The sequence below is a fragment of the Mycolicibacterium arabiense genome, assembly GCF_010731815.2.
Lineage (GTDB): Bacteria > Actinomycetota > Actinomycetes > Mycobacteriales > Mycobacteriaceae > Mycobacterium > Mycobacterium arabiense.
In genome coordinates, this window is record NZ_AP022593.1 from 2,686,845 (window position 1) to 2,712,876 (window position 26,032).

Below are 26,032 nucleotides of genomic sequence, written 5' to 3' on the forward strand. Positions count from 1 at the left end.
CGCGTCCCCACGAAATACGTCCTGTTAAAAGTGGTTTCCAACGAAGTCGCACGTTTGGCCGAGCTAAAGATCGGCTATTCGCATCGAGTGGTGGAGCGACCTGCCGAGTCGCGCGCCGTCGCCGAGTTTCTGAAGTCCGCCGAGACCCACCCGTCGGTGCTGGTGATCAAGGGCGAACCGGGCATCGGGAAGACGACGCTGTGGCAGGCGGCGATGGGGATGGCGTCGGAGCGCGGGTTCCGCGTGTTCGGCGCGCGCGCCGACCAAGCCGGCGGCGCCTACGCCACCGTCGCCGATCTGCTCGCCGGCATCGAACCCGGCTTGGTCGAATTCCTGCCCGCCGTCCAGCGCATCGCCCTGGACCGGGTCGGCCACCGCGTCGACGACCGCCGGGACGGCCCCCCGACCGACGAGAGGGTCGTCGCGTCCGCGTTCCTCTCCATCGCCGACCGGCTGACGCCGTCGTCGCCCGTGCTCGTCGCGATCGACGACGCGCAGTGGCTCGACCCCTCGTCCAGGGCCGTGGTCGCGTTCGCCGTCCGTCGGCTCCGGGGCCGGATCGGCGTCCTGGTCACCGAGCGCACGGACACCACCGCCGGCGGAGGCGCCGACTGGCTTCGGGTCGCCGGTCTGCTGGGGGTGCAGCGGATCCGGATGAGCCCGCTCGAGACGACCGGATTGCGCGCGGTGCTGACCGCGAACCTCGGCCGCACCTTCTCCCTCACGGCACTGACCCGCATTGCCGAACTGTCCGGCGGCAACCCGTTCTATGCCCTCGAACTGGCCAGGGCGATGGGTGATCGGCCACTCCCCGACGACGTCGCGCTACCACCGTCGCTGGCCGGACTCGTCGGTGACCGCCTCGGGCGCCTCGACCAGGAGAGTCAGCTCGTGCTGTTCGCGGCTGCGGCGGCCGGAACGCCCACGGTCGACCTGTTGGCCCGAGTCACCGACCGCAGCCCGCACCAGGTGGTCGACCTGCTCGAGGCGGCAGAGATCGAGGGCATCGTCGTGATCGGAGGCAACCGCGTCCGATTCACCCATCCCCTGCTGGCGCGCGGCGCCTACGACCTCGGGAGTCCGCAGCGCAGGCGCGCCATGCACGCCACCCTGTCGCGGATCGTCGAGCACCCCGAACCGCGCGCCCGTCATCTGGCACTGGCCGCCACCGCACCCGACCCCGCCACGCTGGGCGCCCTCGACGATGCGGCCGCCCGGGCCCGCAGCCGGGGTGCGCCCGCCGCAGCAGCCGAACTGCTGGACCTCGCCGTCGCCCTCGACGCCACGGACCCACACCGCCGGATCCGCGCGGCAGATCACCACTTCCGAGCGGGCGACGCCGACCGGGCCCGGCACCTGCTCGCCGGCCTGGTCGACGAACTACCGGCTGGCCCGCTACGCGCGCAGGCGCTCAACCAGCTGGCCCGGGTGTGCGTCTACGACGACTCCTTCGCGGAGGCCGCCCAGCTCGCCGCACGGGCGGTGGCCGAAGGCGATGCCGACGCGGCCACCGCGATGGCGAGTCGGACGCTGCTCGCCTTCACGCAGTTCCACGGCGGCGCCGCAGCCGAAGCACTGGACTCCATTGCCGAGGCGCTACGCCTGGCAGACCGCGTCGACGATCCGGCGCTGACCAGCCAGGCGCTCGCGATGCGCGTCACCATCGACTTCCACCTCGGCCTCGGCGTCGACCACGCCGGCCTGCGCCGCGCCCTCGAACTGGAGGACCGCGACGCCGACGCCCTGTTCGCGCTGCGTGCCAGCGCGGTCGACGTCTTCATCCAAGGCTGGACCGGGCACCTGGAGGGAGCTGCTGCCGCCGCGGAGGACCTGCGTCGGCGATGCGCCGAACGCGGCGCCGAGAACGACCTGATGGCGATGACGGGCCACGCGACCCTGATCGAGATCTGGCGCGGTGACTTCGCCAAGGCGCAGCAGCTCTCCGACGAGACGATGGCGCGCGCCGAGATGGCGGGCGGCGACCTGATCTGGATCATCGCGCTGACCCTGCGCGCGACCGTCGCCGCCCACACCGGCCGGATCGACCAGGCGCGCAGCAACGCTCGCGAGGCGATCGCCCTGGCGGAGAGGGGTGACGCACCGCATCTGGCGGCATGGCCGACGCTGGCGATGGCGGCGGCAGAGGTGTCGGTGGCCGACTACGCAGCGGCGCTCACCGCTGCGCGCCGGTTGATCGACGGCGCCGCCGACCTCGCCCACGCAGGCGACGTGGTGAGCATGTGGTTCGTTCCCGATGCAGTGGAAGCGCTGATCGCCGTGGGCCGGGCCGACGAGGCGCTGCCGCTCATCGAGGCGCTCGAGGCGAACGGGCGCCGACTCGACCGGCCGCGGCTCCTGGCCACCGGCGCACGCTGCCGCGCCATGTGGTTCGCGGCGCACCGTGACCTGCCCAGCGCGGTGCGGTCAGCGCACGAGGCGATGGCGCACCACGACCGCCTGCCGATGCCGTTCGAACGGGCCAGGACCCAGCTCGTACTGGGCCGGCTCGAACGCCGCCAGCGCCGGTCCGGCGCGGCCAGGGACACGCTGACCGAAGTGTTGCGGGAGTTCGAACGGATGGGTGCCGCGGCGTGGGCGGAGCGCGCGCGAGCTGCGTTGGCGAGCGGCGCGACCGCCGGGCCTGCGAACGGCCTGAGCCCATCCGAGCAGCGGGTCGCCGAACTCGCCGTCAATGGCATGAGCAACCGCGACCTGGCCCAGGCACTGTCGATCAGCCTGAAGACCGTCGAGGCGAACCTCACGCAGATCTACCGCAAGCTCGGCATCCGGTCCCGTGCGCAGCTCGCCCAGCGGATCGGTAGCCAGCCCGATCACCCGGTGCGGCCGCAGTGATCCCCGCGTCGATGTGACGTAACCGTAAGGAATGGGCTGCGCAGTAACGGGAACTACGCCCCGTGCGAGAAACCTGGTGACGCGCTAAGCAGCTGCGCTCACCGGCTGCCCACGATGGCCCGAGTAGGCCCGAGCCGGCTGTCGATTCATCGAAGAGACCAGGCGTTCGACGCCAGTTGCAACGAGAAGGATGTGCACCACCCCATGAAATCCCTACACAGTTGGATGCGACGGCTCTCCGCCGTCACGCTGGTGGCACTGCTGCTGCCCGGGCTCGTCGCCCTGGCAGGCGGCGCAGCCACCGCTTCGGCCTACTCGCGGCCCGGCCTCCCGGTCGAGACGCTGATGGTGCCCTCGGCAGCGATGGGCCGCGACATCCCCGTCCGGTTCCAGGGTGGCGGCCCCAAGGCCGTCTACCTGCTCGACGGACTGCGCGCTCGCGACGACAACAGCGGCTGGGACATCGAGACCGCGGCATTCGAGAACTACTTCGAGTCCGGTCTGTCGGTCGTCATGCCCGTCGGCGGCATGTCGAGCTTCTACACCAACTGGCAGAGCCCGGCCGTCGGCAACGGCACCACTCAGACCTACCAGTGGGAGACGTTCCTCACCTCGGAGCTGCCGTCGTACCTCGCTGCGAACAAGGGCATCTCGCCCACCGGCAACGCCGTCGTCGGTCTGTCGATGTCGGGCAGTGCGGCGCTGATCCTGGCCGCCTACCACCCCGGTCAGTTCAGCTACGCGGGCTCGCTCTCGGGCTTCCTGAACCTGTCGCAGGGACTGTGGCCCACGCTGGTCGGCTTCGCGATGCGCGACGCGGGCGGCTTCGACGCCACCGCGATGTGGGGACCCGGCGGTGGCCCGGCATGGCAGCGCAACGACCCGACGCTGCAGGCCGGCCGACTGGTTGCCAACGGCACCCGCATCTGGGTGTACACCGGCAACGGCCGACCGGGTGACCTCGGCGGCGGCGGCGACATCGCCGGCCAGCTGCTCGAGAACATCACCCAGGACAGCAACCGCGCCTTCCAGAACGCGTACACCGCCGATGGTGGAAGCAACGCCACGTTCAACTTCCCGCCCAACGGCACCCACGGCTGGGGCTACTGGGGTTCGCAGTTGAACGCCATGAAGCCGGACATCCAGCGCACGCTGGGCGCCTAAATACGACACCTGATGCCGGGTGCTGCGACGACCGTCGCGGTGCCCGGCATCAGTCGTCCCTAGACGTCTTCGAGCGCTTCGCCGATCTCCTCGACGATCCGGTTGCCGTGCTGGTTCTCCACCAGCACGTGGCCCGCAGCGATGGCTAGGGCGATCGGCCATTCGATGATCTCGAGGGCGGCCAGCGCGCCCAGCGCCCCGTAGTAGGCGAGGTGCTCCGGGCGCGGCACCCGGATGCGCCCCACCACCGGCAGGTTCACCGCGAAGGTCCGTGCGTCACGGACGCGTTCGACGGCCTCGCGGTGGCTGTCCGGCGACGTTTCTTCGGCCATTCGTCAACTCCTGGTCATGGCGTATTCGACGGGTGGACGTCCGACGCGTCGACCGTGGCGGACGTGGCAACCTCTGGCTCGGATCCGTTGACCGACGTCGTCACCGGCGTGCTGACCGTTCCGTTGCGCGAGCTGTACGCCGTGCTCTGGCGGCTCGGCGTGCTGGAGGTCGACGGCGAGGGCTGATCCTCGCTCGCACGGCCCAGCACGCGCGGCGCGATCGCGGCGATGGCGGTCGCCCCAGCCGCGGTGGTCAGCGCCTGCCCCCAGCCCACCGGCCCGAGCGGCGTGCTGCCCAGCAGTTGGCTCACCCCTGGCGTGCTGATCAGCGCACCCAGTGTGAGCAGCGAGCCGACCGCGGTGCCGACGACCAACGGGCTGTGCGAGTCGATGAGCGTCTGACCCAGCTGCGTGGCGACCAGCGCGACCAGCGCGACCGTCGACGCCCGCTGCTGACGTCCCGCGACGCTGGCCATCACCCAGGCCGCCGACGCCGCCCCCGCCGTCGTCGCGCCACGGACCGCGACCGTGCGCCACAGCGCGGCCTCGTCAGGGCCGTTGCCCGCGCCGCGGGCCGGTGCGGTCGGCGGGCTCACCGCCAACGCGGCAGCCGGCAGCGCATCGGTGAGCATGTTCACCAGCAGCAGCTGTCGCGTGTTGAGCGGCGCGCGTCCCGTCAGCGCGGTGCCGAGCACCGCGAAGGCCACCTCGCCTGCGTTGCCGCCCAGCAGCACCGACACCGCCGCCTGCACGCGCTGCCAGAGCTGCCTGCCCTCCTCGAGCGCCTCGAGCAGCGACCCGATCCGCCCGTCGAGCAGCATCACGTCGGCCGCGGTGCGCGCCGGGTCGCTGCCCTTCGACGCCACGCCGATGCCGACGGTCGCCGCACGGATTGCGGCGGCGTCGTTGGCCCCGTCGCCGACCATGGCGCACACCCGGTCGAGCCGTTCGAGGGTCTCGACGATCTGCACCTTGTGCTCGGGCGACATCCTGGCGAACACGATCCGCTCGCGGACGGCCTGTTCCTGGCCGCGCCGTGACAGCGCCTCCCAGTCGGCGCCGCTGATCACCTGATCCGCGCCGACGGCGAGGCCGAGTTCGTTCGCGATCGCGGTAGCGGTGACCGGGTGATCGCCGGTGATGAGCCGGACGTCGATGCCCTGCTCGGCGAGGCCTGCAAGCACCCGGGCGGCGTCGGGTCGAGGCGTGTCGGACAGCCCCAGCAGCCCGACGAGCCGGAGCTCCTCGCGGCACAGCGCGTCGAATGCGTCGGCATCGGCCGCCGCCTTTCGTGCCCGTGCCTTGGTGAGGTCGCGCCGAGCGACGGCGAGCACGCGCAGTCCGTCGGCGGCCATCTGCTGGACGCGATCGGCGGCGGCGTCGTCACCGCACGCGGCGAGCAGCACCTCGGGCGCACCCTTGATCGACAGCTCCGTGCCGTGGATCGCTGCGGCGAACGGGCGGCCGCTGCGGAACGGCAGGAACGCGTCGGCCGTCCCGTTGGCGTCCGGGTCGCCCGCTTCGGCGACGGCGGCATCGGTGGCGTGCTCGTGGCCGTCGCCGTTGGCGGGTGGGGTGGCGCGCACGGCGTGGCGCAGCACGTCCTCGTCGGTGCCGTCGAGCGCCGCGACCGACGTGACGCGCAGCCGGTTCTCGCTGAGCGTGCCCGTCTTGTCGAAGCACACGACGTCGACGCGGCCGAGCGCTTCGACCGAGCGCGGGCTGCGCACCAGCGCACCCAGTGCGCTGAGCCTGCGGGCCGATGCCTGCTGCGCGAGCGTGGCGACCAGCGGCAGTCCTTCGGGCACCGCGGCGACGCTCACCGCGACGCCGCTGCTGACGGCCTGCCGCAGTCCGGCGCCGCGCAGGATGCCGAGGCCGGTCACCAGCGCACCGCCTGCGAGGCTCACCGGCAGTGCGCGGTTGGTGAGGTCGCGCAGCTGTGCCTGCAGACCCACCGACGAGTTCTGCGAGCCCGGCGCCTGTTCGGCGCGCCTGGCTTGCGTCTGCGAGCCGACGGCGGTGACGATGCCGACCCCGGTCCCCGCTACGACGGTGGTGGTGGCGTGCAACATCGACGACCGTTCGGCGACGGGTGCGGCGGGCGTGGCCGCCAGACGCTTCGGCACGGGCAGCGACTCGCCGGTCAGTGACGACTCGTCGACCTCGAGATCGGTTGCCTCGGTGAGGCGGACGTCGGCGGGCACGACCTCGCCGGGGCGCACCTCGATGACGTCGCCGGGGCGCAGGTCGACGGCGTCGACGGTCTCCTCGCCGTCATCGGTGAGCAGCCGTGCTGGTGGATCCTGCACAGCCAGTAGACGATTCAGCAGGCGTTCGGCGCGCAGCCTCTGCACGGCCGCCAGCGCGGCGTTGCCGGTCAGCACCGAGCCGACCAGGATCGCGTCGACGGGCGACCCCAGGATCGCGCTGGCCGCGGAACCGATCGCCAGCACTGGTGTCAGCGGGTCGGACAGTTCGTCCTTCATGGCGGTGGCGAAGTCGGTGACGTTGTTCTTCACGGGGCTGCCGACCGCGCGAGCGAGCCCGGTCACCGTGGAAGCCGTTGCGGTGATTCGGGATTGGGGCACCGGGGCGGCGAGGCGTTCGGGCCGGGGCAGCTTGCGGCGCACCTGCTCGATGGACATCGCGTGCCACTCGAGCGTGGGCGGCGGCGCCGGCGTCGGGTCACCGAGCACCTGCCGCGCGATGCGGTAGCCGGTCCACGCGCCGGCACCCGCACCCGCGGTGACGGGTCCTGGGCCGCGGCCGCGCACGCCCGGCACCATCAGCAGCGCGCCGAGCACCGATGCACCGGTGGCCAGTTGCACGCCGCGTTCACTGGCCCGTCGGGCGGCGGGGATGGCGTGTAGGACGCGCCACACGCCGTCGAGGTCGTCGGCGATGACGTCGGCATGCCAGCACGCCGCGTCGATCGCGACGCCGATCGACAGGTCGGCGTCGGCGAGCGCCTGTGCGGCGGCCGACGACACCAGGGCGACCGTGCGGCCGTCGTCCTGCAACCGGCGCACGGATGCCGCCAGCGCGTCGTCGAGCCGACCGTCAAACGGGTGTAGGTCGTCGAACGACGACCGTAGATCGTCGAGCCCGTCGACGTCGACGGACACGACTTCGATTGCGCTGCGGCGGATCTCGCGTAGCACCGACGATGCCAGTGCGTGGGTGGCGTAGCGGACGAGCACCCGCCCGGAGGCACCGTCGGGCTCGTCGTGCCAGCCCGCGGTCAGCGCGTCGGCGTCGATCTGGTCCTGCGCCCACTGCCACACCTCGGCGCGGCGGCGGTCGTCGACGTCGCGGATGCGCCCGACGCGCAGATCGGCGGTCCACAGCACGCGTGGGTCGATGACGACGGCGTCGATGCGGTCGAGCCTGCGTAGCGCATTCGAGCGCAGCGGGACGACGTCGTGGCGGTCGGCGAGTCCGCGTGCCAGGGTCCCGGCGAACGCCTCGCGGGTGTTGCGCGCGGCTTTCGGTGCGGCGACCAACGCCGTCGTCGCGGCACCCGAGATGCCGCCCGTGGCGATGCCGAGCACGATGGCGCCGACGCCCTGGATCACGCTGCTGCGGTCGCCGTGACGCTCGACGGGTCCCGACGGAAGTGGTTGCGGGCGTTCGTTGGGCCGGATGCCGTCCGTGGACTCGGCGTACTCGGCCAGCGTGGGTTCGTGGCGCTGCCAGGCCAGCGCGGCCGACTGCGCCTCCGCGACGCGGACGAGGTGCATGAACACGTCGACGGCCAGCGACGTGGGCGCCTGGCCGAGGGTGTAGCCGATGCTGGCGGCCAGCGCCAGGGCGGTGTCGGTGGCGTCCTCGCCGAGCCACTCCTCCACCAGTCCGCGCAGGCGAGGCTGGTAGTCGACGAACGCCACCGCGGCCGACAGTCCTGGGACCAGCTTGGGCCACATCAGCGCACGGCCGACCAGCGCCGTGGCCAGGCCGACCGTGTTGGCCGTCAGCGCGGTGATGCTGCTCGCCAGCACGATGCCGTCGCCGGGCAGGTCGATCGAGGGTTGGGTGGTGTCGACGTCCGCGTCGCGTTCGGCGGCCGCGACGGCGTCGGAGAGTTCGTCAAGGGACTCCGTGCCGTCGGTGTGCACGACCACACGGGACAGTGCGTGGTTGAGGTCGACGCGCAGCACGCCCGGCTGGTCGCGGACGTGACGCAGCACGGCCTGCGCCAGGACGTCGCCGGGTTCGGAGTCGTCGAGGCCGCGGACCTCGATCCAGCACCTCCGGTCGCCCTGCCAGCGGCGCCGCGAGGGCGTGCGGCCGAAGATCTCCGCGGCCACGTCGGTGACGGCGTTGACGAAGTCGTTGGGGGTGGCAGTGGCGATGCGGGTGGGGTCGGTGACGAGGCCGACACCCACCGTGGCGGCGACCGTGGCCGCGCGCACTCCGGTGTCGAGGGCGCGGAACGGGAGCGATACGGACGACCGCACCAGACGGGTCAGGTTCAAGTCTCTACTTCTTGGTCGTGGAACTAAATGCTTCGGTCTCGCGGGGGGAGGTCTTGCGGGGGGAGGTCTTGCGAGGGGACGTCTTGCGCGGGGTGGCCTTCTTGGCTGCCTTGGTCGCCTTCGCGGGCGCCTTGGCGGCGCCCGTGGTCGCGGTCGCCTTTACGGAGTCGGCGGGTGTCGCGTTGGCGGTCTTCTTCGGCGTTGCCTTCTTGGCCGGTGCCTTCTGAGCTGCCTTGGCGGGCGCCTTGGCGGGCGTCTTGGTGGGTGTCGCGGTCTGCGCCGAACTCGTCGTCGCGGCCTGGGTGGTGCCGGGGCCCGGCTTGGGCTCGGTCAGATCGGGCACGGCGGACAGTCGGGCCTTGGCAGGCTCGGGCTGCTGGCGTTGGTTCAGCCGGTGCAGCACCATCGCGGTGCCGCCGATCCCGACGAGCAGCGGCCACTCGACCAGACCGGCCGCTCCGACCGCTCCGATCGTCAGTGCCGCCGCGGGGCCGGAGTGGCTTCCCGTCCGCACACCATCGCGTGCGCCGTTCACCGCGCCGCGGACACCGCCGACGACGCCGGAGATCGCGGCACCGCTCAACGCTCCGGCCGTGGCCACCGTCGCCTCGGCAGCCTGTACGACGACACGCGTCGCCGTTTGGATGATGTTCATGTCGCCCTCTTCCACGCCCTGCGATTCACCCGTCGTTCACCGTTAGGACACCGGAGCGTACCCACGCAAGGTGAACTCAACCGTCGGCGAAGTCGTTCGGGTTGCGAAAGACTTTGACCGAGGCCGAATTTGGAGTTTGCTGTCAGGCGGGTTTGACGGCGGCGTGCAGCGCCACGATGCCGCCGGAGAGGTTCCGCCAACGCACGTCGGACCAACCGGCTGACGAAATCCGTTGCGCCAGTTCCGATTGCGTTGGCCAAGCTCGGATCGAGTCGGCGAGGTACACGTAGGCGTCCGGGTTCGACGACACGACGGTCGCCATTCGCGGGAGCGCCTTCATCAGGTACTCCTTGTATGCCGTCGCGAACATCGCATTCGTCGGCGTCGAGAACTCGCAGACCACGAGACGGCCGCCGGGTCGGGTCACCCGCGCCATCTCGCGCAGGCCCGCCTCGTGGTCGACGACGTTGCGGATGCCGAAGCTGATCGTCACCGCGTCGAACGTCTCGTCGTCGAACGGCAGTCGCGTCGCGTCACCGGCCACCTTCGGCACGGGCCGCTGCGCGCCCGCGGCGAGCATGCCGACCGAGAAGTCACACGCCACGCACCACGCGCCCGAAGTGGCCAGTTCCACGGTCGAGACGGCGGTGCCCGCGGCGAGGTCGAGGACGCGGTCGCCGGGTCCGATGCGCAGTGCCGAGCGCGTCGCCTTCCGCCAGAACCGGTCCTGGCCGAGCGAGAGCACGGTGTTGGTGATGTCGTAGCGGCGAGCGACGCCGTCGAACATCGACGCGACCTCGTGCGGCTTCTTGTCCAGCGACGCCCTGCTCACAGGTCAAAGCTACCTGTGAACATCCGCCGTTCGGGAATGGGTGATGCGCGATGGTGTTGAACGGCACAGGCTCGCGAGACGAACACGAGCGACGCACACGGACACAGGAGACGACATGGCCGAGAAGATCTGGTTCATCACGGGGGCATCGCGCGGGTTTGGGCGCGAGTGGTCGATCGCGGCGCTCGAGCGCGGCGACAAGGTGGCCGCCACGGCGCGCGACACCAGCACCCTCGACGACCTGGTGGAGAAGTACGGCGACGCGCTGCTGCCGCTTCAGCTCGACGTCACCGACCGGGACGCCGACTTCGCGGCGGTCAAGCAGGCCCACGACCACTTCGGACGGCTCGACGTCGTGGTGAACAACGCCGGCTACGGGCAGTTCGGCTTCATCGAGGAGCTGTCCGAAGCCGACGCGCGCGACCAGATCGAGACGAACGTGTTCGGCGCACTGTGGGTGACGCAGGCGGCACTGCCGTTCCTGCGGGCGCAGCGCAGCGGACACATCGTCCAGGTGTCGTCGATCGGCGGCATCACCGCGTTCCAGAACGTCGGCATCTACCACGCGTCGAAGTGGGCGCTGGAGGGCTTCTCCCAGGCACTGGCACAGGAGGTGGAGAGCTTCGGGATCCACGTCACGCTGATCGAGCCCGGCGGCTTCGACACCGACTGGGCCGGACCGTCGTCGCGGCGCGCCGACCCCCTGCCCGACTACGCCGAGGTGCACGCCGAGGCCGACCGCCGGCGCAGCCAGCGGATGTCCACCCCGGGCGACCCGAAGGCCTCGGCGGCTGCGCTGCTGAAGGTGGTCGACGCCGAGCAGCCGCCACTGCGGGTGTTCTTCGGGTCACTGCCGCTGTCACTGGCCAAGGCCGACTACGAGAGCAGGCTGGCGACCTGGGAGGAGTGGCAGCCCGTCGCCGAACTCGCCCAGGGCTAGCTGCAGTACGGCTAGGCCGCGCGAACCCCGCGGATGCCGAGCACCTGCTCGTAGTGGCCGACGAGTTGGCCGCACACCGCGGGCCAGGTCCGGGCGAGCACGCTGCGCCGGGCGGCGACCGAGTAACGGTGCCGCTCGGCCAGCAGGTGCGCCACGGCGCCCGGCAGCTTGTCCTCGAACTCGTCGACGCCGAGCAGCAGGCCGGTGTGCATCGGGGTGACCAGGTCGCGCGGGCCGCCCGCGTTCGGCGCGATGACCGGTACGCCCGAGGCCATCGCCTCCTGCACCGTCTGGCAGAACGTCTCGTGCTCGCCGGGGTGGACGAAGACGTCCATGCTCGCGTAGGCCGCAGCCAGCTCGGCGCCGTAGAGGGCGCCGGTGAAGACCGCCGACGGCATGAGCGCGCGGAGCTTGGCCGAGTCGATGCCGTCACCGACGACGAGCAGCTGGACCTCGCCGCGGCGGGCCAGCACCGCGAGGCGCTCGACGTGCTTCTCGGGGGCGAGCCTTCCGACGAAGCCCACGATCGGCTTGCCCTCGGGTGACCACGTCGCGCGCAGTCCATCGTTGCGCGCCGAGGGCACGAAGCCGGTGATGTCGACGCCGCGGCCCCAGTGGTGCACCCGGGGGACGCGGTGGGCGGTGAGGTTCTCCATCGCCGACGTCGACGGCGCCAGGGTGCGGTCGGCCATGCCGTGCAGGTGCCGCGTCCACGCCCATGCCGCGCGTGACATCACGCCGACGCCGTAGCTCTCCGCGAAGCCCGCGACGTCGGTCTGGAACACCGCGACCGTGGGCACGCCGAGGTAGCGGGCAGCGTGCAGTCCGCCGTAGCCGAGCAATGCGGGCGAGGCCAGGTGCACGACGTCGGGGTCGAAACCGCGCAGCACGCCGACCATCCGCGGCCGGGGCACGCCCAGCGGCAGCGACGTCACCTTGGGGAACATCCGCGACGGCACGCGGTGGACGCGAACGCCGTCGTGCACGCGTTCGGCGGGGTCCTGGCCCTTCGGAGTGTCCGGCGCGACCACCATCACTTCCTGGCCCGTCCGGCGAAGATGCTCGATCACCCGGAGCACCGAGTTCGTGACTCCGTTGACGTTGGGGAGGAAGCTCTCGGCGACGATGGCTACTCGCACACCGCAGAGCGTGGCAGCCGCGCCTGTCGCGGAGGTTGCCGCAAGGGATACGACACGCGAAGATTCCCACCCCCGCATACTGGAATGACGTGACGACCAAAGGAGCGCAGATGGGTCGGACGGGTCTGCTGGTCGCGATCGTGGCGGCCGTCCTCCTCACCGCCGGGTGCACCAAGCAGGTCAGCGGTGTCGCGCAACCCGATCCGGCGACCGCGCCCGTCGTGATCACCGAGGACGGGTACGGCATCCGCCTGGGGTTCGACGACGCGCCCGTCGAGGTCGAGATCTTCACCGAGCCCCAGTGCAGTCACTGCGCGGACCTGCAGGCCGACTTCGGCGACCAGCTCGCGTCCTACGTCGCGACCGGCCAGCTGGCCGTCACCTACCGGCCGCTGACCTTCCTCGACGACGAGACCGACGGCCACTCGGCCCGCGTCGCGAACGCGATGTTCCAGGCGGCGACGCCGGACTCCGCCGAGGGCGCCGCTGCCACTGGACCGCAGTTCCAGCGCTTCGTCGAGGAACTGTGGGCCAACCAGGAGCCCGGCGGGCCAGGCCCCAGCGCCGAGGAGATGGCCGACATGGCCGGCCGCGCAGGCATCCCCGGCGCAGTCTCGGGTCGGATCTCCCAGGGCGACATGGCATTCGACACCACGGGCATGTCGGACACGAACTACGAGTTCCTCTACGAGATCGACCCGGTCGACACCGGAACGCCGACGGTCTTCGACCTGGTGAACGGCGAGAAGATCGACGTCTACGACAACGACTGGCTCTCGACGCTCATGTCGTCCTGACGGTCGAGCCTGCGCGCCAACAGGGCCAGGACCGCCAGCATCGCGCCCGCGATCACCCAGCCGAGCACGGCGATCGACCCTGCTGGGATCACCGCGAGTAGCGCATTGCGGTCCCGAACGCGGACGACGTCGGGATCGTTCTCGTCGTACTCGACGTAGATCCGCATACCGGTGTCGAGTTCGGACGGGTACAGCACGCCGAGTTCGGGCCGGTAGGTCACGCGGTCGGGGGTGACGAACTCGATGGTGGACCGCCGCGGTCCGGCGTCGAGCACCTCGGCGGCGGCCACGCCCATGTGCCGTTCGATCTGGCGGTCGTTGCGCCACGCCCCGGCGATCAGCAGCACCGACTGCAGCGTGACGAGGCAGGCGAAGATCACCACCCCGATGCGGGTGTAGCGGATGACGCGCTGCGGCTTGGTCTCGCCCGGTTCGCCGTAGAGGTGCGGGATCAGGACGCGACGCACCGTGGCGACGGCCCTGGTGAGCGACGCGATCACGGCGTGTCTCGCAGCGCGCTGCGGATCGCTGCGTGCAGCCCGCGCAGCGACGAACGGTCGGCCTTCACCTCCACGACGCGCATGCCGTCGAACGGCTCGGCGACGACGGCGGCGAGCTGATCGGCCTCCACCTGGGTCGCCTCGACGTGGTACGCCCGGCACAGCGCGCTGACGTCGACGTCGTGCGGGGTGCCGAAGATGCGCGACGAGACGTCGGAGAAGCGCGGGTCGCCCTGCTCGAGCAATTCGAAGATGCCGCCGCCGTTGTCGTTGGAGACCACGACCGTGAGGCTCTTCGGCCGCGGCTCGGTGGGGCCGATCAGCAGGCCGGAGCTGTCGTGGACGAACGTGAGGTCTCCCAGCAGGGCGACGGTCCGGCCGCCCGTCCGCTCGTGCGCGAGCGCGGCGCCGATGGCCGTGGACACCGTGCCGTCGATGCCTGCGACCCCGCGGTTGGACCGCACCGAGATCCCGGGACGGTGCAGGCCGACCAGGGCCGCGTCGCGCACGGGGTTCGACGCGCCGAGCACCAGCTGGTCGCCGTCGCGCAGACCGTCGACGACCGCGGCGGCCACGTGCATGCCGGTGGTGAGGTGGTGGGTCTCGAGCTGGCTGCGGACCGTGTCGACGGCAGCCGCGTTGGCCTTCGCGCAGCGCGCGATCCACGTCGGGTCGGGCGTGCCGCTGAGCACCGCGCGGGTGCCGGTGGCCTGCGAGTTGCCCGAGACGTCGGGCCAGCGGGGTCCGGTGGTGAGGGCGAACACCGGCACCGACGAATCGGCCAGCAGTGCCGAGACCGGGCGATGCAGGGTGGGCCTGCCCAGCATGATCACCTGGCGGGGCTGCAGCAGCGGCAGTGCCAGCGGATGCAGCGGGTTGGCTGCCGGTGGGGCGGTGGGCTCGGCGACCGTCGGCAGCTCGGCGAGGTTGGGATGCACGCCTGCGCCGTGGCCGGCGATGACGACGGTGTCTGGTGTGACGTCGATGTCGAGCGGTTGATCGAACGACACCGCGGGCGTGACGGTCCACGACTTGCCGTCGGGCCGCCCGGGCGGCACCGCGTCGTCGACGTCGCCGGCGTCGGGCACCAGCGGCTCGCGCAGCGGGATGTCGAACTGCACCGGCCCGGCGTTCGCGCTGCGAGAACCCTTCGCCGCGACCAGGACTCGGCAGGTGGCGGAGCGCCATTGCGCGTTGAGCGCGTCGAGCTTCTCCGGTGAACCCTCGGCCAGGCCGAGGCTGATGGTCTCGCGGACCTGGTTGCCGAAGTAGCCCAGCTGCTCCATCGTCTGGTTGGCGCCGGTGCCGAGGAGTTCGTAGGGCCGGTTGGCACTCAAGACGATCAGCGGGACGCGTGCGTAGTTCGCCTCGACGACGGCGGGGCCGAGGTTGGCGACGGCCGTGCCGGAGGTCATCGCGATGCAGACCGGCGACGCCGCCGCGACCGCGAGCCCGATGGCGAGGAAGCCCGCGGTGCGCTCGTCGATCCGTACGTGCAGGCGCAGCCGGCCCTGCCGGTCGGCCTGTTCGAGGGCGAAGGCGAGCGGCGCGTTGCGGGAACCGGGACACAGCACTACGTCGCGGACACCGCCGCGGACGAGTTCGTCGACGACGATGCGCGCCTGCGTCGTCGACGGGTTCATCGGTTCATCACCACTACTACAGCGTGTCACATGCGGATCAGACCCCGGCCGCGAAGAACTCCAGAGCGGCTGCGTTGACCACCTCGGGACGTTCGAGGAAGCCGAGGTGCCCGGTGTCCGGAATCCGCAGGTACCGGCCGTTGGGCAGGGCGTCGGCGACCTCGCGGCCGAGGTGCGGCGGCAGCATGATGTCGTCGGCGAACCCGATGACCAGCGCCGGGGCGACGATGCTGCGGTAGGCGGGCAGCCGGTTGCCGTCCGGCGCGACGTCGATCTGGGCGCGCAGCCCGGGTGTGATCTTCGTCGGCCACATGGTGAACATGTCGATCCAGTCGCGTACGGCGGCGTCGTCGTTCAGGGTCTTAGGCGAGAAGCCCTCGAGCAGTCGCAGCTTGGCGTCGTAGGCGGGCGGCAGCTCGACGCCCGCCGCGTGGAACTCGCGCTCGGCGACCCGGGAGAACTCGCGGGTGCGGTCCTCGCGGCCGCGGGTGGCCATCAGCACCGCCGCCGACACCAGGTCGGGGCGGGCGAGCATCAGCTCCTGGGCGATGTAGGACCCCATCGAGACGCTCATGATGCGCACCGGGCCCAGGTCGAGCGACTCGATCAGCGCAGCGGTGTCGGCGACCATCTGAGCCGTGGTGAAGCCGGTCGCGTTCTCGGTGGCGCCGATCCCGCGGTTGTCGAACGTGATGACGCGGTAGCCGGCCCGTTGGAACGCGGGCACCTGGTGCAGGTGCCACGTCCGTCCCGCTCCCCCGCGGCCGGCGATGAATAGGACGGGGTCGCCGGATCCGCGGTCGTCGTAGGCCAAATTCACCCGGCCGACCCTACTTGAGAGCGATTTCGGCGCGCTCGTCCGCGGTGAGCACTGGCTACCGCGCCGAAATCACCGGGTGCGGGCGCGGACCTTGCCGATTGCGCGGTCCCAGAGCAGGCGTACCGGCGCGGTGACCTGGCCGGTGGCGATCATGTCCCGCGACAGCAGCGCCGTGGCGGTGGCCTTCGTGGTCGCCGACGCCTTCGACATGTGGCCGGAGTCGAACGGCGGCTGCGGGTCGTATTCGATGACGAGCTGGATGACCTTGGCGCGGGCCTCGCCTGCGATCTGCCCGGCGAGCCACACGGCCATGTCCAGACCCGCCGACACTCCGGCCGCCGTGACGAGCTTGCCCTCCCGCACGATGCGCTGATCGCCGACCGGCGTCACCCCGTAGGGCCGCAGCAGCGGCAGCGCACTCCAGTGCGACGTCGCGCGGTGGCCGTCGAGCAGTCCGGCTGCGGCCAGCAGCACCGACCCCGTGCACACCGACGTCGTCCACATCGACGTCTCGTGGGCGCGACGCAGCCACTCGAGCACCTTCTCGTCGCGGGCGTGCTCCATGGTGCCGGGGCCACCGGGGACGAGAATGACGTCGGGCGAAGGGGTTTCGTCGAACGTATGGGTGGCTCCGACGAGGAGGACGCCGGAGTCCGCGGCGACCGGTCCGGTCTCGTGCCAGACGAAACGCACCTGCGCGTCGGGCAGGTTGCGCAGCACCTCGTAGGGACCGATGAAGTCCAGTGCGGTGAAGTTCGGATAGAGGACGATGGCGATCTGCATGGTGGTCTCCTGTGTGGGGGGGTCAGGCGGGGGCTGTGGCGAAACTGCGCCGGTACTGGTCCGGCGAGATGCCCATCCGTCGAACGAAGTTGCGGCGCATGGTCTCCGAAGTCCCGAAGCCGCACCGCGCGGCGATCACGGTCACGGTGTCGTCGGTCTCCTCGAGTTGGCGCCGGGCGGCGTCGGTGCGGATGCGCTCCACGTAGGCGCCGGGGGCCTCGCCGACCTCCTCGGTGAACAGCCGGGTGAAGTGCCGCGGGCTCATCGCGGCGCGCCGCGCGAGGTCGGCGATCGCGTGCGCGCCGCCCGGGTCCGACTCGATGGCCTCCTGCACGGCGCGGATCGGCGCCCGCCGGGCACGCGGCATCCACACCGGGGCGGCGAACTGGGTCTGGCCGCCGGGGCGACGGAGGTAGAGCACCAACCAGCGGGCCACGGTCTGCGCGATCTCGGTGCCGTAGTCGTCCTCGACCAGCGCCAGCGCCAGGTCGATGCCCGCGGTGACGCCTGCAGCGGTCCACACGGTCTCCGAGCTGCGGACGAAGATGGGCTCGGGATCGACTCGGACAGCGGGGTATTCGCGGGCCAGCTGTCCGGCGAACGCCCAGTGCGTGGTGGCCGGGCAGCCGTCGAGCAATCCCGCCTCGGCGGCGAGCAGCGCGCCATTGCAGACGCTCACGACTCGGCGTGCGGTCTTCGCGACCCGCTGAATCCACGCGATGACCTCGTGGTCGCGGCGGGCGTCGTCGGAACCGAACCCGCCCGGCAGCACGACGGTGTCCAGCGCCGCTCCGTCCTCGGGCAGCGGGTGCGCGACCAGCTCGAGACCGGTACCCGTCTTGATCGACCCACCACCGAGGGACACCACCGAGACGTCGTAGCCGTCCCGGCTCCGCCCGGCTGCGGCCAGGCAGGCGCTGGCGGCGGTGAAGACGTCGAACGGACCCACCAGGTCGAGGGCCTGCACGCCCTCGAAGCCCAGGATCACCACGGTCCGCGTCACGCCCTCAGTGTGGGCGACGACGCCGATGGCGTCCATGCCACGTACCCCACCAATCAGGACACGGGCGACCTCGTGATCAGCCCGCGCCGAGCAACGTGACCCGCAGCAGGTGGCGCACGACCGCCTGCGCCTCCTCGGTGTACTCGTACTGCATCAGCCGACCCAGGTCGACTACCGTCGCGAAAGCAGCGTGCACGGCGAATCTGGCTTCGCCCGAGGCGATCTCGGGCCTCGCCTCGGTGACCTGACGCGCCCACGCCGTCACGGTCGCGCGCTGAATGTTGGTGAGCACCGCCAATTCCTCGGCGGGTAGGTTTCCCCGCTCGGCGTAGTACACGTAGGCGACTTCTGGTTCGGCGAAGGACCGGCGCACGAACGCGTCGATCAGCCGGCCGACCGCGTCGACGGGCCCGTCGGCGTTGCCGAGCGCCTCGGGTATGTCGCCCGATACCCGGTCTGCCGCACGGCGATACGACGCGGTCAGGATGGCGCTCTTGCCGGGGAAGAACCGGTAGAGACTCGACGTGGGCATGCCCGCTGCTGCCGCGATGTCCTCCATGCCGGTCTCGCGGTAGCCACGCTCGTTGAAGAGCGCCATCGCGGCGTGCAGGATCGTCTCGTACTCGCCTGCAGCCGCGGCCAGCGTGACGCGGCCGGGCAGTGGTCGCTTCTCCGCAGAGCCGTCGGGCAGGTCGGTGTCCCGCACGTCGCGGGCAATCCTGTTCAGGATCGCGTGCACCCGGTCGGCCGGAAGCTGAGCGCGGTGATCGGTGATGCTGCCGATGGCACTGAGCACCGTCGACGACAGCGTCCACCGCTGCCGGGACGTCAGATTTGGACGCAGTTCCGTCAACGGGCGCTGGAGCCTGCGATTCACCAGCTTGACCTGGTCGTTCAGGACGGCCTGGTCCTGCTCTTCGAGGTAGCGGCCCTCCCAGCGGTACAGCCCGCCGCTGACGCGGTACCTGAGCGTCGTCGCAATCAGCGCGGAGACGAGGCGGTCCCAAACCCGTTCCGGGGTCTCGCCGTCGGACTCGTCTGCGAACGCGGTGCAGTCGACCAGCTGCTGACCCAGTGCGAGGACGGCGAGCCGGAAGAGGTCGTACTTGCCTGCGTAGTGGCGGTACAGCGACGTCGCCGTCACGCCCACCCGACGAGCGATGTCGTCCATGCTGACCCGGTGATAGCCGAGTTCGCTGAACGCCTCCGCCGACGCGCGGGCGATCTGCTCCTTGCGATCCTTCGGGCGCGTGCGCACGACGTCAGCTGATCACGATGCGAGGGGTAGGCACTCGGCAATGCGCTCGATCCACCACTGCCTCCGTTCCGGTGTCGCGGCCAGGGCGGTGAGCCGCGCGGAGTCGGGCGCTACGGCGGCGACCGGCAGGTAGCCGTCGACCGGTAGCAGCGGCTCGGTGACGTCCTCGACGAACAGCCCGCCGGTGCCCAAGCCGCAGGCGTGGCGCAGTTCGGGCAGGCACCCGGCGGCCAGCAGCCCCTGCGACATGCCGACCGCCGAATCCAGGGCGCTCGACACGACGATCGGGACGTCCACCTGCGCTGCGATCTCGAGCAGGCGCCGAACGCCGCCGAGCGGCGCCACCTTCACGACCGCGACGTCGGCCGCCTTCGCGCGCACGACGAGCAGCGGGTCGTCGGCCTTGCGGATGCTCTCGTCGGCCGCGACGGGCACGTCGACCAGGCGACGCACCTCGGCGAGTTCGGGCACCGTCGCGCACGGCTGCTCCAGGTATTCGAGCGGGCCGCCGACGGTCAGGGCGCGGGCCGCCTCGACGGCCTGGGGCACCGTCCACCCGCCGTTGGCGTCGACGCGGACGGTCGGCACCAACGCCCGCACGGCCTCGACGCGGGCCACGTCGTCGGCGAGCGTCTGCCCCGCCTCGGCCACCTTGACCTTCGCGGTACGGGCCCCGGGAAACCGGGCCAGCACCTCGGGCACCCGGGCGGCCTCGACCGCGGGCACCGTCGCGTTGATCGGGATGCGGTCGCGCACCGGAACCGGCGGATCGACGTAGGCCGCCTCGATCGCCGACGCGAGCCAGTGCGCCGCCTCGGCGGGACCGTATTCGAGGAACGCCCCGAACTCACCCCAGCCGCGCGGTCCCTCGAAGAGCGCGACCTCGCGAACGTCGATGCCGCGGAACCGAACTCGCATCGGCAGCGCGACGACGTGCAGGCGGTCGACGAGGTCGTCGAGGGTTGGGGTCACGCGGTACATCATGCCGCCGGACGAGCCGGCCTCACACGGTGGACCGTTCGCGTCCCTCCCAATGCGGCTTGCGGAGGTCCTTCTTGAGGATCTTGCCGGTGGGGTTGCGCGGCAATTCGTCGAGGATGTCCACGGTCTTGGGACACTTGTAACCGGCCAGTCGCTCGCGCGCCCACGAGATGATGTCGCTCTCGGACGCCTCGCCCTCGAGCGCCACGACGGCCTTGACGGCCTCGCCCCACTTCTCGTCGGGCACGCCGATCACCGCGACCTCGGTCACCGCGGGGTGCTCGGCCAGAACGCGCTCGACCTCGATCGAGTAGACGTTCTCACCGCCGGTGATGATCATGTCCTTGAGCCGGTCCTCGACGAAGATGTAGCCGTCCTCGTCGACCCGGCCGATGTCGCCGGTGCGGAACCACCCGTCCTCGGTGATCGCCTCGGCCGTCGCCTCTGGCTTGTTGTGGTAGCCCTTCATCAATTGCTTGGTGCGGAACCACAATTCGCCCTGCTCGCCGGACTCCACGTCTTCGAGGCTGTCGGGGTCGACCACCCGTACCTCGGCGCCGGGCACCAGCCGCCCGGCACTCACCAGGCGCTCCTCGTTGTCACCGCGGTGGTCCTCCGGCGCGAGCAGGCTGATCACGCCGCCCACCTCGGTCAGTCCGTAGGCCTGGATGAAGTCGGTGTCGGGCCACGCGTCCAGCGCCTGCCGCAGCAGCGGCAGCGGCATCGGCGATGCGCCGTATCCATAGGTCTTCAGCGCGCTGAAGAGCTTGACCGCGTCCTCGCCCGACTCGAGCACCTTGGCCAGGACCGCGGGCACCAGGAAGGTCCGGTTCGCGCCGGACAGGATGCCGCCGGCCAGTTGCGCCCCGTCGACGTCGCGGGTCATATAACTGGATATCCCGGTGTGCAGGCCCAGCTGCATGTACGACGTACCGCCCACGTGGAACAGCGGCATCGCAACGAGGTTCTTGTCGCCCTCCTCCAATTCCCAGCCCGCGAACGCGTTGGCGGTGTGCGCGATCAGATTTGCCTGGGTGAGTGAGACACCCTTCGGGCGGCCGGTGGTGCCCGAGGAGTACATGATGATGCAGACGTCGTCGGGGTCGACGTCGGGTGAACGGTCGACGGGCGTGGCCGAGGCCAGCATGGCCTCGTACTCGTCGCCCTCTGCGCCATCGGGCGTCACCTCGATGACGTGCTCGATGCCAGTCAGCTTGTCGCGGATCTTGTCCACGCCCGCCTTGAGTTCCGATCCGACGATCAGCAGCTTGGCACCGCAGTCGTTGAGGACGTAGTCCATCTCGTCGCCGGCCAGCCGGAAGTTGACGATGGCGGTGGCGGCACCCAGAGATGCTGCGGCCAGCGTGGTTTCGACGCACGCGGGGTGGTTCTTGTCGAGGAAGGCGACGACGTCGCCACGGGCGACGCCGCGCTCGCTCAGCGCGCCGGCCAAGCGGCGGATGCGGTCGTACCACTGCGACCACGTCCAGGTGCGGTCGGAGAAGGTGACGGCTTCGTCGTCGGGCTTGGTCGCGGCCCAGTGGGCGACGCGTTCGTCGAGGAATCGGGGTTCAGGCAGCGCGGACATGCCAAGAGGGTGCCATGACAACGAACATTGTCAACCGGCTTTGGCATAAACGCGCTTACCCGCGAGGTACGTCTCGCGCACCTCGATGTCCGCGATGTCCTCCGGCGGCACGGTCCGCGGATCGGCCGACAGCACCACCAGGTCGGCGTACTTGCCGACCTCCAGCGATCCGATGACGTTGTCCGAGAACAACTGCCACGCCGCATCGATGGTCTGCGCTCGGATGGCCTGCTCGACGGTGATCCGCTGCTCCGGCCCCAGCACGCGGCCGCTGGGCGCCGTGCGGGTCACGGCGACGCCGATGTTGCGCAGCGGCTCCTCCGGCGTGACGGGCGGGTCGTTGTGCAGCGAGACCCGCATGCCCGCGGCCAGCGCCGAACCGACCGGCATCCAGCGCGACGCGTGCTCCTCGCCGAACAGCCCGTCGGCCAGCACGTCGCCCCAGTAGTGGATCTGGTCGACGAAGATGCTGCACGTGACGCCCATGTCGTGCGCGCGGCGGAGCTGCTCATCGGTGATCGCGCCGACGTGCTCGAGGCGCAGCCGGTGGTCGTCACGCGGATGTGCCTGCAGCGCTTGGGAGTACACGTCGAGGATGGTGTCGACGCCGTTGTCGCCCTGCACGTGGCACGCCATCTGCCAGCCGAGCGGGAAGTAGGCCTCGACGATCTCGGTGAGCTGTTCGCGGGTGTAGTTGGCGCATCCGCACGACCCTGGCACGACGCCGATCAAGCGGGTGGCTTCGGTGTCGAGGTACGGGAACGTCAGATCGATGTTGCCGATCCACGGCGACCCGTCGACCCAGATCTTGATGCCGACCTGCTTGACCACGTCGTCGCCGTTCACCGGCTGTGCGGTCGTCGCCATCTGCGCGGTCGACATCTCGTAGGTGCGCAGCCGCACGGTGAGGTGGTCGTGCAGCGCGTCGAGGGCCGGCTGGAACATCGGGTCGAATGCCATCTCCGAACACGTCGTCAGTCCGGCCCGGTTGAGCCGCGCACACTCGGCGAGCAACATCGCCGGGTAGGCCGACGCGTCGATCACGCCGCCGATGAGCGAGAACACCGCGCCCGACTCGACGGCCGTGCCGTCGAGGTTTCCGTCGGCGTCGCGGCCGTACGAGGCGCCCTTCGGATCCGGGGTGTCCGGGGTGATCCCGGCCTTCTCCGCGGCCGCAGTGTTGAAGTAGGCCTTGTGGCCGGAGTTGTGCACGATGACGAGCGGGGTGTCGGACGCCTGGGCGTCGAGCCACGCCAGCGTCGGCTCGGGCAGGCCCTGCTGCAGCAGCGGGTCCCAGCCGTTGAGATAGGCGCCATCGGATCCGCGCTTGGCGACCTCGTCGCGGATGGCGGCCAGCACGTCGTCGGGGCCGCGCATCGTGACGGGCCGGATGTCGACGATGCGGTCGGCCAGCACGATGGCCTCCATCAGCGGGTGGCCGTGCGCCTCGACGAAGCCCGGCATGACGCACGCGTCACCGAGTTCGAGCACGGCGGTGTCGGGTCCGATGAAGGGGCCGACGTCGTCGCGCGTTCCGACCGCCACGATGCGGCCTTCCGCGACCGCGAGCGCCTCGGCCGTCGGCCGGTTCTCGTCGACCGTCAGAACGGTTCCGTGAACGACCAGGTCAGCGTGCATCGGGGAGGGCATGCACCGGATTCTTCAAGAAAGTTCACGCCACGTGTCGATTTCGGGGCTTGCCGTTCGACGTGTCATCGAGGGCACGATGACGGAGCCCCTCCCCCACGAGATGAAGGAGAGAACGATGGCGCGCTACATGCTGATCATGCGGGTGTCCCCCGAGGCCGAAGCGATGATGGCCGAGCAGGAGATCGACTTCGACCAGATCATCGAGTCGATGGGCCGCTTCAACGAGGAACTGATGAAGGCCGGCGTCCTGCTGGCGGGCGAAGGCCTGACCGGGCCCGATGAGGGCTTCGTGGTCGACTTCGACGCCGATCCGCCCGTGGTGACCGACGGGCCGTACACCGAGGCCAAGGAGCTGTTCAACGGCTTCTGGATCCTCGACGTGTCGTCGAATGAGGAGGCCAAGCGGTGGGCCCTGAAGGTGCCGCTGGGCCCGGGCGTGAAGCTCGAGGTGCGACGGGTGTCGGAGACCGAGGAGTTCCCGATGGACAACCCGTGGGTCCGCAAGGAGATCCAGTGGAAGGCCGAGCTGGCCGAGAAGCTGGCGGCCCAGGCGCGCGCGGACGCGGACCGGTTCGCTCAGTCCTGAGGTTCCCGCCGAACTGGAGAGTCACGTCGTTCGCGCCGCGAAATCACGACGTGACGCTCCAGTTCGGCGCAGCAGTGACTACGACGTAGCGCGGATCCGAATGGGCCCGCGCCACGTCGCGTCGGGGTCGAGCACTTCGCCCTTCTGGCTGATCTCGACGTCGCCGGCGCGGGCCAGGTCGCGCGCGATGTCGCGGGCGTCGTCCATCAGGTCGCGCCACTGCTCGCCGCCGACGGCGCGGGCTGCGTCGGACGGGCAGATCGTCTTGGCCGGGCCGCGCTCGCGGGCCATGTCCAGGATCGCCGACCGCAGCCTCTCGCTCACCCATCGAGTGAAGCCCATTGCGGCCACCCTTGAAACAATTTCTGTAACACGTTCTAATCTGATGCCATGACCGACTCGCTGCTGCGTCATCCCATCCACTCCGGCCACCTCACGGTCGGCGCGCTGAAGCGCAACCGGGACAAGCCGGTGCTGTTCCTCGGCGACACCACACTCACGGGCGGACAGCTCGCGGAACGCATCAGCCAGTACGTTCAGGCCTTCGAGGCCCTCGGCGCGGGCTCCGGCGCGGTCGTCGGACTGCTGGCGCTGAACCGGCCCGAGGTCCTGATGATCGTCGGCGCGGGCCAGACGCAGGGGTACCGCCGCGTGGCACTACACCCTCTCGGTTCCCTGGACGATCACGCCTACGTGCTGACCGACGCAGAGGTCACGTCGCTGATCATCGATCCGAACCCGATGTTCACCGAGCGCGCGCTGGGACTGCTGGAGAAGGTGCCCTCGCTCAAGCAGGTACTGACGATCGGTCCGGTGCCCCAGGCGCTCGAGGGCGTCGGCGTCGACCTGACCGCCGAGGCCGCCAAGTACTCGCCGCAACCGCTGGTCGCCGCGGACCTCGCGCCCGACACCGTCACCGGACTGGCCTTCACCGGCGGCACCACCGGCAAGCCGAAGGGCGTCATGATGACGTCGCAGGCGACCACCACGATGTCGACGATCCAACTGGCCGAGTGGGAGTGGCCGGATCGTCCCAAGTTCCTGATGTGCACCCCGCTGTCGCATGCCGGCGCGGCGTTCTTCCTGCCGACGATCGTCAAGGGCGGCGAGATGGTGGTGCTGCCCAAGTTCGACCCCGCCGAGGTGCTGCGGACGATCGAGGAGCAGAAGATCACCGCGACGATGCTCGTGCCGTCGATGATCTACGCGCTGATGGACCACCCTGACTCGCACACCCGCGACCTGTCGTCGCTGGAGACCGTCTACTACGGCGCATCGGCGATGAACCCGGTCCGGCTGAAGGAGGCGCTCGACCGCTTCGGGCCGATCTTCGCGCAGTACTACGGGCAGTCCGAGGCCCCGATGGTCATCACCTACCTGGCCAAGGCCGACCACGACGAGAAGCGGCTGACGTCGTGCGGGAAGCCGACGCTGTTCGCGCGGACGGCGCTGCTCGGCGAGGACGGCCAGCCGGTGCCCCAGGGCGAGGTCGGCGAAATCTGCGTGTCGGGGCCGCTGCTGGCGGGCGGATACCTCAACAAGCCGGAGGCGACGGCCGAGACGTTCCGCGACGGCTGGATGCACACCGGCGACCTGGCGCGTGAAGACGAGGACGGCTTCTGGTTCATCGTCGACCGGACCAAGGACATGATCGTCACCGGCGGGTTCAACGTGTTCCCGCGCGAGGTGGAGGACGTCGTCGCCGAACATCCCGCCGTGGCGCAGGTGTGCGTGATCGGCACGCCCGATGAGAAGTGGGGCGAGGCCGTCACCGCCGTCGTCGTGCTGCGTCCCGACGCCGCGACCGACGAGGAGTCGGTGGCCCGCATGACCGCCGAGATCCAGTCCGCGGTCAAGGAGCGCAAGGGGTCGGTGCAGTCGCCCAAGCAGGTCGTGGTCGTCGACTCGGTGCCGGTCACCGCGCTCGGCAAGCCCGACAAGAAGGCCGTGCGCGCGCAGTTCTGGGAGGGCTCGGACCGCCGCGTGGGCTGATGCGTGGGGTTGAGGCGCCGGCTGAAGACGCCCGCGAG

The 26,032-nt window shown here is 70.7% G+C and carries 21 protein-coding genes and 1 pseudogene; 7 read left to right on the forward strand and 15 right to left on the reverse strand.

What is annotated here, in order from left to right:
- Window positions 1–90 precede the first annotated feature (90 nt).
- Both G6N61_RS14540 and G6N61_RS14545 read left to right on the forward strand, forming a co-directional pair.
- A complete protein-coding gene (locus G6N61_RS14540) occupies window positions 91–2,853 on the forward strand; it encodes an AAA family ATPase (RefSeq protein WP_235887544.1) in 2,763 nt (920 codons plus the stop codon).
- Window positions 2,854–3,057: 204 nt separating this feature from the next.
- Window positions 3,058–4,017, forward strand: a complete 960-nt coding sequence (locus G6N61_RS14545; protein WP_163919160.1) for an alpha/beta hydrolase — start codon at window positions 3,058–3,060, stop codon at window positions 4,015–4,017.
- 59 nt (window positions 4,018–4,076) lie between these two features.
- On the opposite strand, the gene G6N61_RS14550 is transcribed toward G6N61_RS14545, so the two are convergent.
- Complete coding sequence (locus G6N61_RS14550; protein WP_163919161.1) at window positions 4,077–4,349, reverse strand: hypothetical protein; 273 nt, start codon at window positions 4,347–4,349, stop codon at window positions 4,077–4,079.
- Here G6N61_RS14550 and G6N61_RS31235 point away from each other — a divergent pair.
- Window positions 4,230–4,481, forward strand: a pseudogene (locus G6N61_RS31235) (hypothetical protein); the annotation flags it as partial. The gene G6N61_RS14550 and the pseudogene G6N61_RS31235 sit on opposite strands and share 120 nt — an antisense overlap.
- Here G6N61_RS31235 and G6N61_RS31240 read toward each other — a convergent pair.
- The 3 genes from G6N61_RS31240 to G6N61_RS14565 form a co-directional block, all read right to left on the reverse strand.
- Window positions 4,364–8,827, reverse strand: coding sequence for a cation-translocating P-type ATPase (locus tag G6N61_RS31240; protein ID WP_163919162.1), 4,464 nt, complete (start codon window positions 8,825–8,827; stop codon window positions 4,364–4,366). The pseudogene G6N61_RS31235 and the gene G6N61_RS31240 overlap by 118 nt on opposite strands.
- Window positions 8,828–8,831: 4 nt before the next feature.
- Complete coding sequence (locus tag G6N61_RS14560; protein WP_235887545.1) at window positions 8,832–9,482, reverse strand: hypothetical protein; 651 nt, start codon at window positions 9,480–9,482, stop codon at window positions 8,832–8,834.
- 142 nt (window positions 9,483–9,624) lie between these two features.
- Window positions 9,625–10,314: a demethylmenaquinone methyltransferase gene (locus tag G6N61_RS14565; protein WP_163919163.1), complete on the reverse strand. Its 690-nt coding sequence runs from the start codon at window positions 10,312–10,314 to the stop codon at window positions 9,625–9,627.
- Window positions 10,315–10,429: 115 nt separating this feature from the next.
- On the opposite strand from G6N61_RS14565, the gene G6N61_RS14570 reads away from it, so the two are divergent.
- A complete protein-coding gene (locus G6N61_RS14570) occupies window positions 10,430–11,254 on the forward strand; it encodes an SDR family oxidoreductase (protein WP_163919164.1) in 825 nt (274 codons plus the stop codon).
- Window positions 11,255–11,265: 11 nt separating this feature from the next.
- On the opposite strand, the gene G6N61_RS14575 is transcribed toward G6N61_RS14570, so the two are convergent.
- Window positions 11,266–12,393 carry a glycosyltransferase family 4 protein gene (locus G6N61_RS14575; RefSeq protein ID WP_163919165.1) on the reverse strand — a complete coding sequence of 376 codons (1,128 nt, stop codon included), beginning with the start codon at window positions 12,391–12,393 and terminating at the stop codon, window positions 11,266–11,268.
- 89 nt (window positions 12,394–12,482) lie between these two features.
- Between G6N61_RS14575 and G6N61_RS14580 the strand changes: the two genes are divergently transcribed.
- Entirely contained in the window at window positions 12,483–13,190 is a 708-nt protein-coding gene (locus tag G6N61_RS14580) for a DsbA family protein (protein ID WP_407666454.1), read from the forward strand.
- Here the strand turns inward: G6N61_RS14580 and G6N61_RS14585 are convergent.
- From G6N61_RS14585 to G6N61_RS14625, 9 genes are all read right to left on the reverse strand, one after another.
- Complete coding sequence (locus tag G6N61_RS14585; protein WP_163924829.1) at window positions 13,151–13,687, reverse strand: DUF3592 domain-containing protein; 537 nt, start codon at window positions 13,685–13,687, stop codon at window positions 13,151–13,153. The two genes, G6N61_RS14580 and G6N61_RS14585, sit on opposite strands and share 40 nt — an antisense overlap.
- Window positions 13,687–15,333 (reverse strand): 2-succinyl-5-enolpyruvyl-6-hydroxy-3-cyclohexene-1-carboxylic-acid synthase, encoded by a 1,647-nt coding sequence (gene menD / locus G6N61_RS14590; protein ID WP_163919166.1) that lies wholly within the window; start codon window positions 15,331–15,333, stop codon window positions 13,687–13,689. The genes G6N61_RS14585 and menD overlap by 1 nt, the downstream gene beginning before the upstream one ends.
- A gap of 37 nt (window positions 15,334–15,370) precedes the next feature.
- Window positions 15,371–16,153: an alpha/beta fold hydrolase gene (locus G6N61_RS14595; RefSeq protein WP_163919167.1), complete on the reverse strand. Its 783-nt coding sequence runs from the start codon at window positions 16,151–16,153 to the stop codon at window positions 15,371–15,373.
- Between the two features lie 69 nt (window positions 16,154–16,222).
- Window positions 16,223–16,936 (reverse strand): DJ-1/PfpI family protein, encoded by a 714-nt coding sequence (locus G6N61_RS14600; RefSeq protein WP_163919168.1) that lies wholly within the window; start codon window positions 16,934–16,936, stop codon window positions 16,223–16,225.
- Window positions 16,937–16,958: 22 nt separating this feature from the next.
- Window positions 16,959–17,975: a GlxA family transcriptional regulator gene (locus G6N61_RS14605; RefSeq protein ID WP_163919169.1), complete on the reverse strand. Its 1,017-nt coding sequence runs from the start codon at window positions 17,973–17,975 to the stop codon at window positions 16,959–16,961.
- A 40-nt stretch (window positions 17,976–18,015) separates the two neighbouring features.
- Window positions 18,016–19,197 (reverse strand): TetR/AcrR family transcriptional regulator, encoded by a 1,182-nt coding sequence (locus G6N61_RS14610; RefSeq protein ID WP_163919170.1) that lies wholly within the window; start codon window positions 19,195–19,197, stop codon window positions 18,016–18,018.
- 12 nt (window positions 19,198–19,209) lie between these two features.
- Window positions 19,210–20,178, reverse strand: coding sequence for an o-succinylbenzoate synthase (locus G6N61_RS14615; protein WP_276078370.1), 969 nt, complete (start codon window positions 20,176–20,178; stop codon window positions 19,210–19,212).
- A 22-nt stretch (window positions 20,179–20,200) separates the two neighbouring features.
- Window positions 20,201–21,766 (reverse strand): long-chain-fatty-acid--CoA ligase, encoded by a 1,566-nt coding sequence (locus tag G6N61_RS14620; RefSeq protein ID WP_163919172.1) that lies wholly within the window; start codon window positions 21,764–21,766, stop codon window positions 20,201–20,203.
- Between the two features lie 30 nt (window positions 21,767–21,796).
- The gene (locus G6N61_RS14625) at window positions 21,797–23,416 is read right to left on the reverse strand and encodes an amidohydrolase (RefSeq protein WP_163919173.1); all 1,620 of its coding nucleotides are present in this window, start codon (window positions 23,414–23,416) and stop codon (window positions 21,797–21,799) included.
- Between the two features lie 115 nt (window positions 23,417–23,531).
- Between G6N61_RS14625 and G6N61_RS14630 the strand changes: the two genes are divergently transcribed.
- A complete protein-coding gene (locus tag G6N61_RS14630; protein WP_163924830.1) occupies window positions 23,532–24,002 on the forward strand; it encodes a YciI family protein in 471 nt (156 codons plus the stop codon).
- A 78-nt stretch (window positions 24,003–24,080) separates the two neighbouring features.
- Here the strand turns inward: G6N61_RS14630 and G6N61_RS14635 are convergent, their stop codons facing one another.
- Complete coding sequence (locus tag G6N61_RS14635; protein WP_179973627.1) at window positions 24,081–24,326, reverse strand: DUF3253 domain-containing protein; 246 nt, start codon at window positions 24,324–24,326, stop codon at window positions 24,081–24,083.
- Window positions 24,327–24,392: 66 nt separating this feature from the next.
- On the opposite strand from G6N61_RS14635, the gene fadD8 reads away from it, so the two are divergent.
- Window positions 24,393–25,994 carry a fatty-acid--CoA ligase FadD8 gene (fadD8, locus tag G6N61_RS14640; RefSeq protein ID WP_163919175.1) on the forward strand — a complete coding sequence of 534 codons (1,602 nt, stop codon included), beginning with the start codon at window positions 24,393–24,395 and terminating at the stop codon, window positions 25,992–25,994.
- The last annotated feature ends 38 nt before the right edge of the window (window positions 25,995–26,032 follow it).

Excerpts from the sequence above, each read along its gene's own strand:
- G6N61_RS14615 (WP_276078370.1), bottom strand. The coding sequence starts at position 20,178 with ATGTACCGCGTGACCCCAACCCTCGACGACCTCGTCGACCGCCTGCAC.
- menD (WP_163919166.1), bottom strand. The coding sequence starts at position 15,333 with ATGAACCCGTCGACGACGCAGGCGCGCATCGTCGTCGACGAACTCGTC.
- G6N61_RS14560 (WP_235887545.1), bottom strand. The coding sequence starts at position 9,482 with ATGAACATCATCCAAACGGCGACGCGTGTCGTCGTACAGGCTGCCGAG.
- G6N61_RS14550 (WP_163919161.1), bottom strand. The coding sequence starts at position 4,349 with ATGGCCGAAGAAACGTCGCCGGACAGCCACCGCGAGGCCGTCGAACGC.
- G6N61_RS14630 (WP_163924830.1), top strand. The coding sequence starts at position 23,532 with ATGGCGCGCTACATGCTGATCATGCGGGTGTCCCCCGAGGCCGAAGCG.
- fadD8 (WP_163919175.1), top strand. The coding sequence starts at position 24,393 with ATGACCGACTCGCTGCTGCGTCATCCCATCCACTCCGGCCACCTCACG.
- G6N61_RS14620 (WP_163919172.1), bottom strand. The coding sequence starts at position 21,766 with ATGTCCGCGCTGCCTGAACCCCGATTCCTCGACGAACGCGTCGCCCAC.
- G6N61_RS14605 (WP_163919169.1), bottom strand. The coding sequence starts at position 17,975 with ATGGACGCCATCGGCGTCGTCGCCCACACTGAGGGCGTGACGCGGACC.
- G6N61_RS14545 (WP_163919160.1), top strand. The coding sequence starts at position 3,058 with ATGAAATCCCTACACAGTTGGATGCGACGGCTCTCCGCCGTCACGCTG.
- G6N61_RS14600 (WP_163919168.1), bottom strand. The coding sequence starts at position 16,936 with ATGCAGATCGCCATCGTCCTCTATCCGAACTTCACCGCACTGGACTTC.
- G6N61_RS14570 (WP_163919164.1), top strand. The coding sequence starts at position 10,430 with ATGGCCGAGAAGATCTGGTTCATCACGGGGGCATCGCGCGGGTTTGGG.
- G6N61_RS14625 (WP_163919173.1), bottom strand. The coding sequence starts at position 23,416 with ATGCCCTCCCCGATGCACGCTGACCTGGTCGTTCACGGAACCGTTCTG.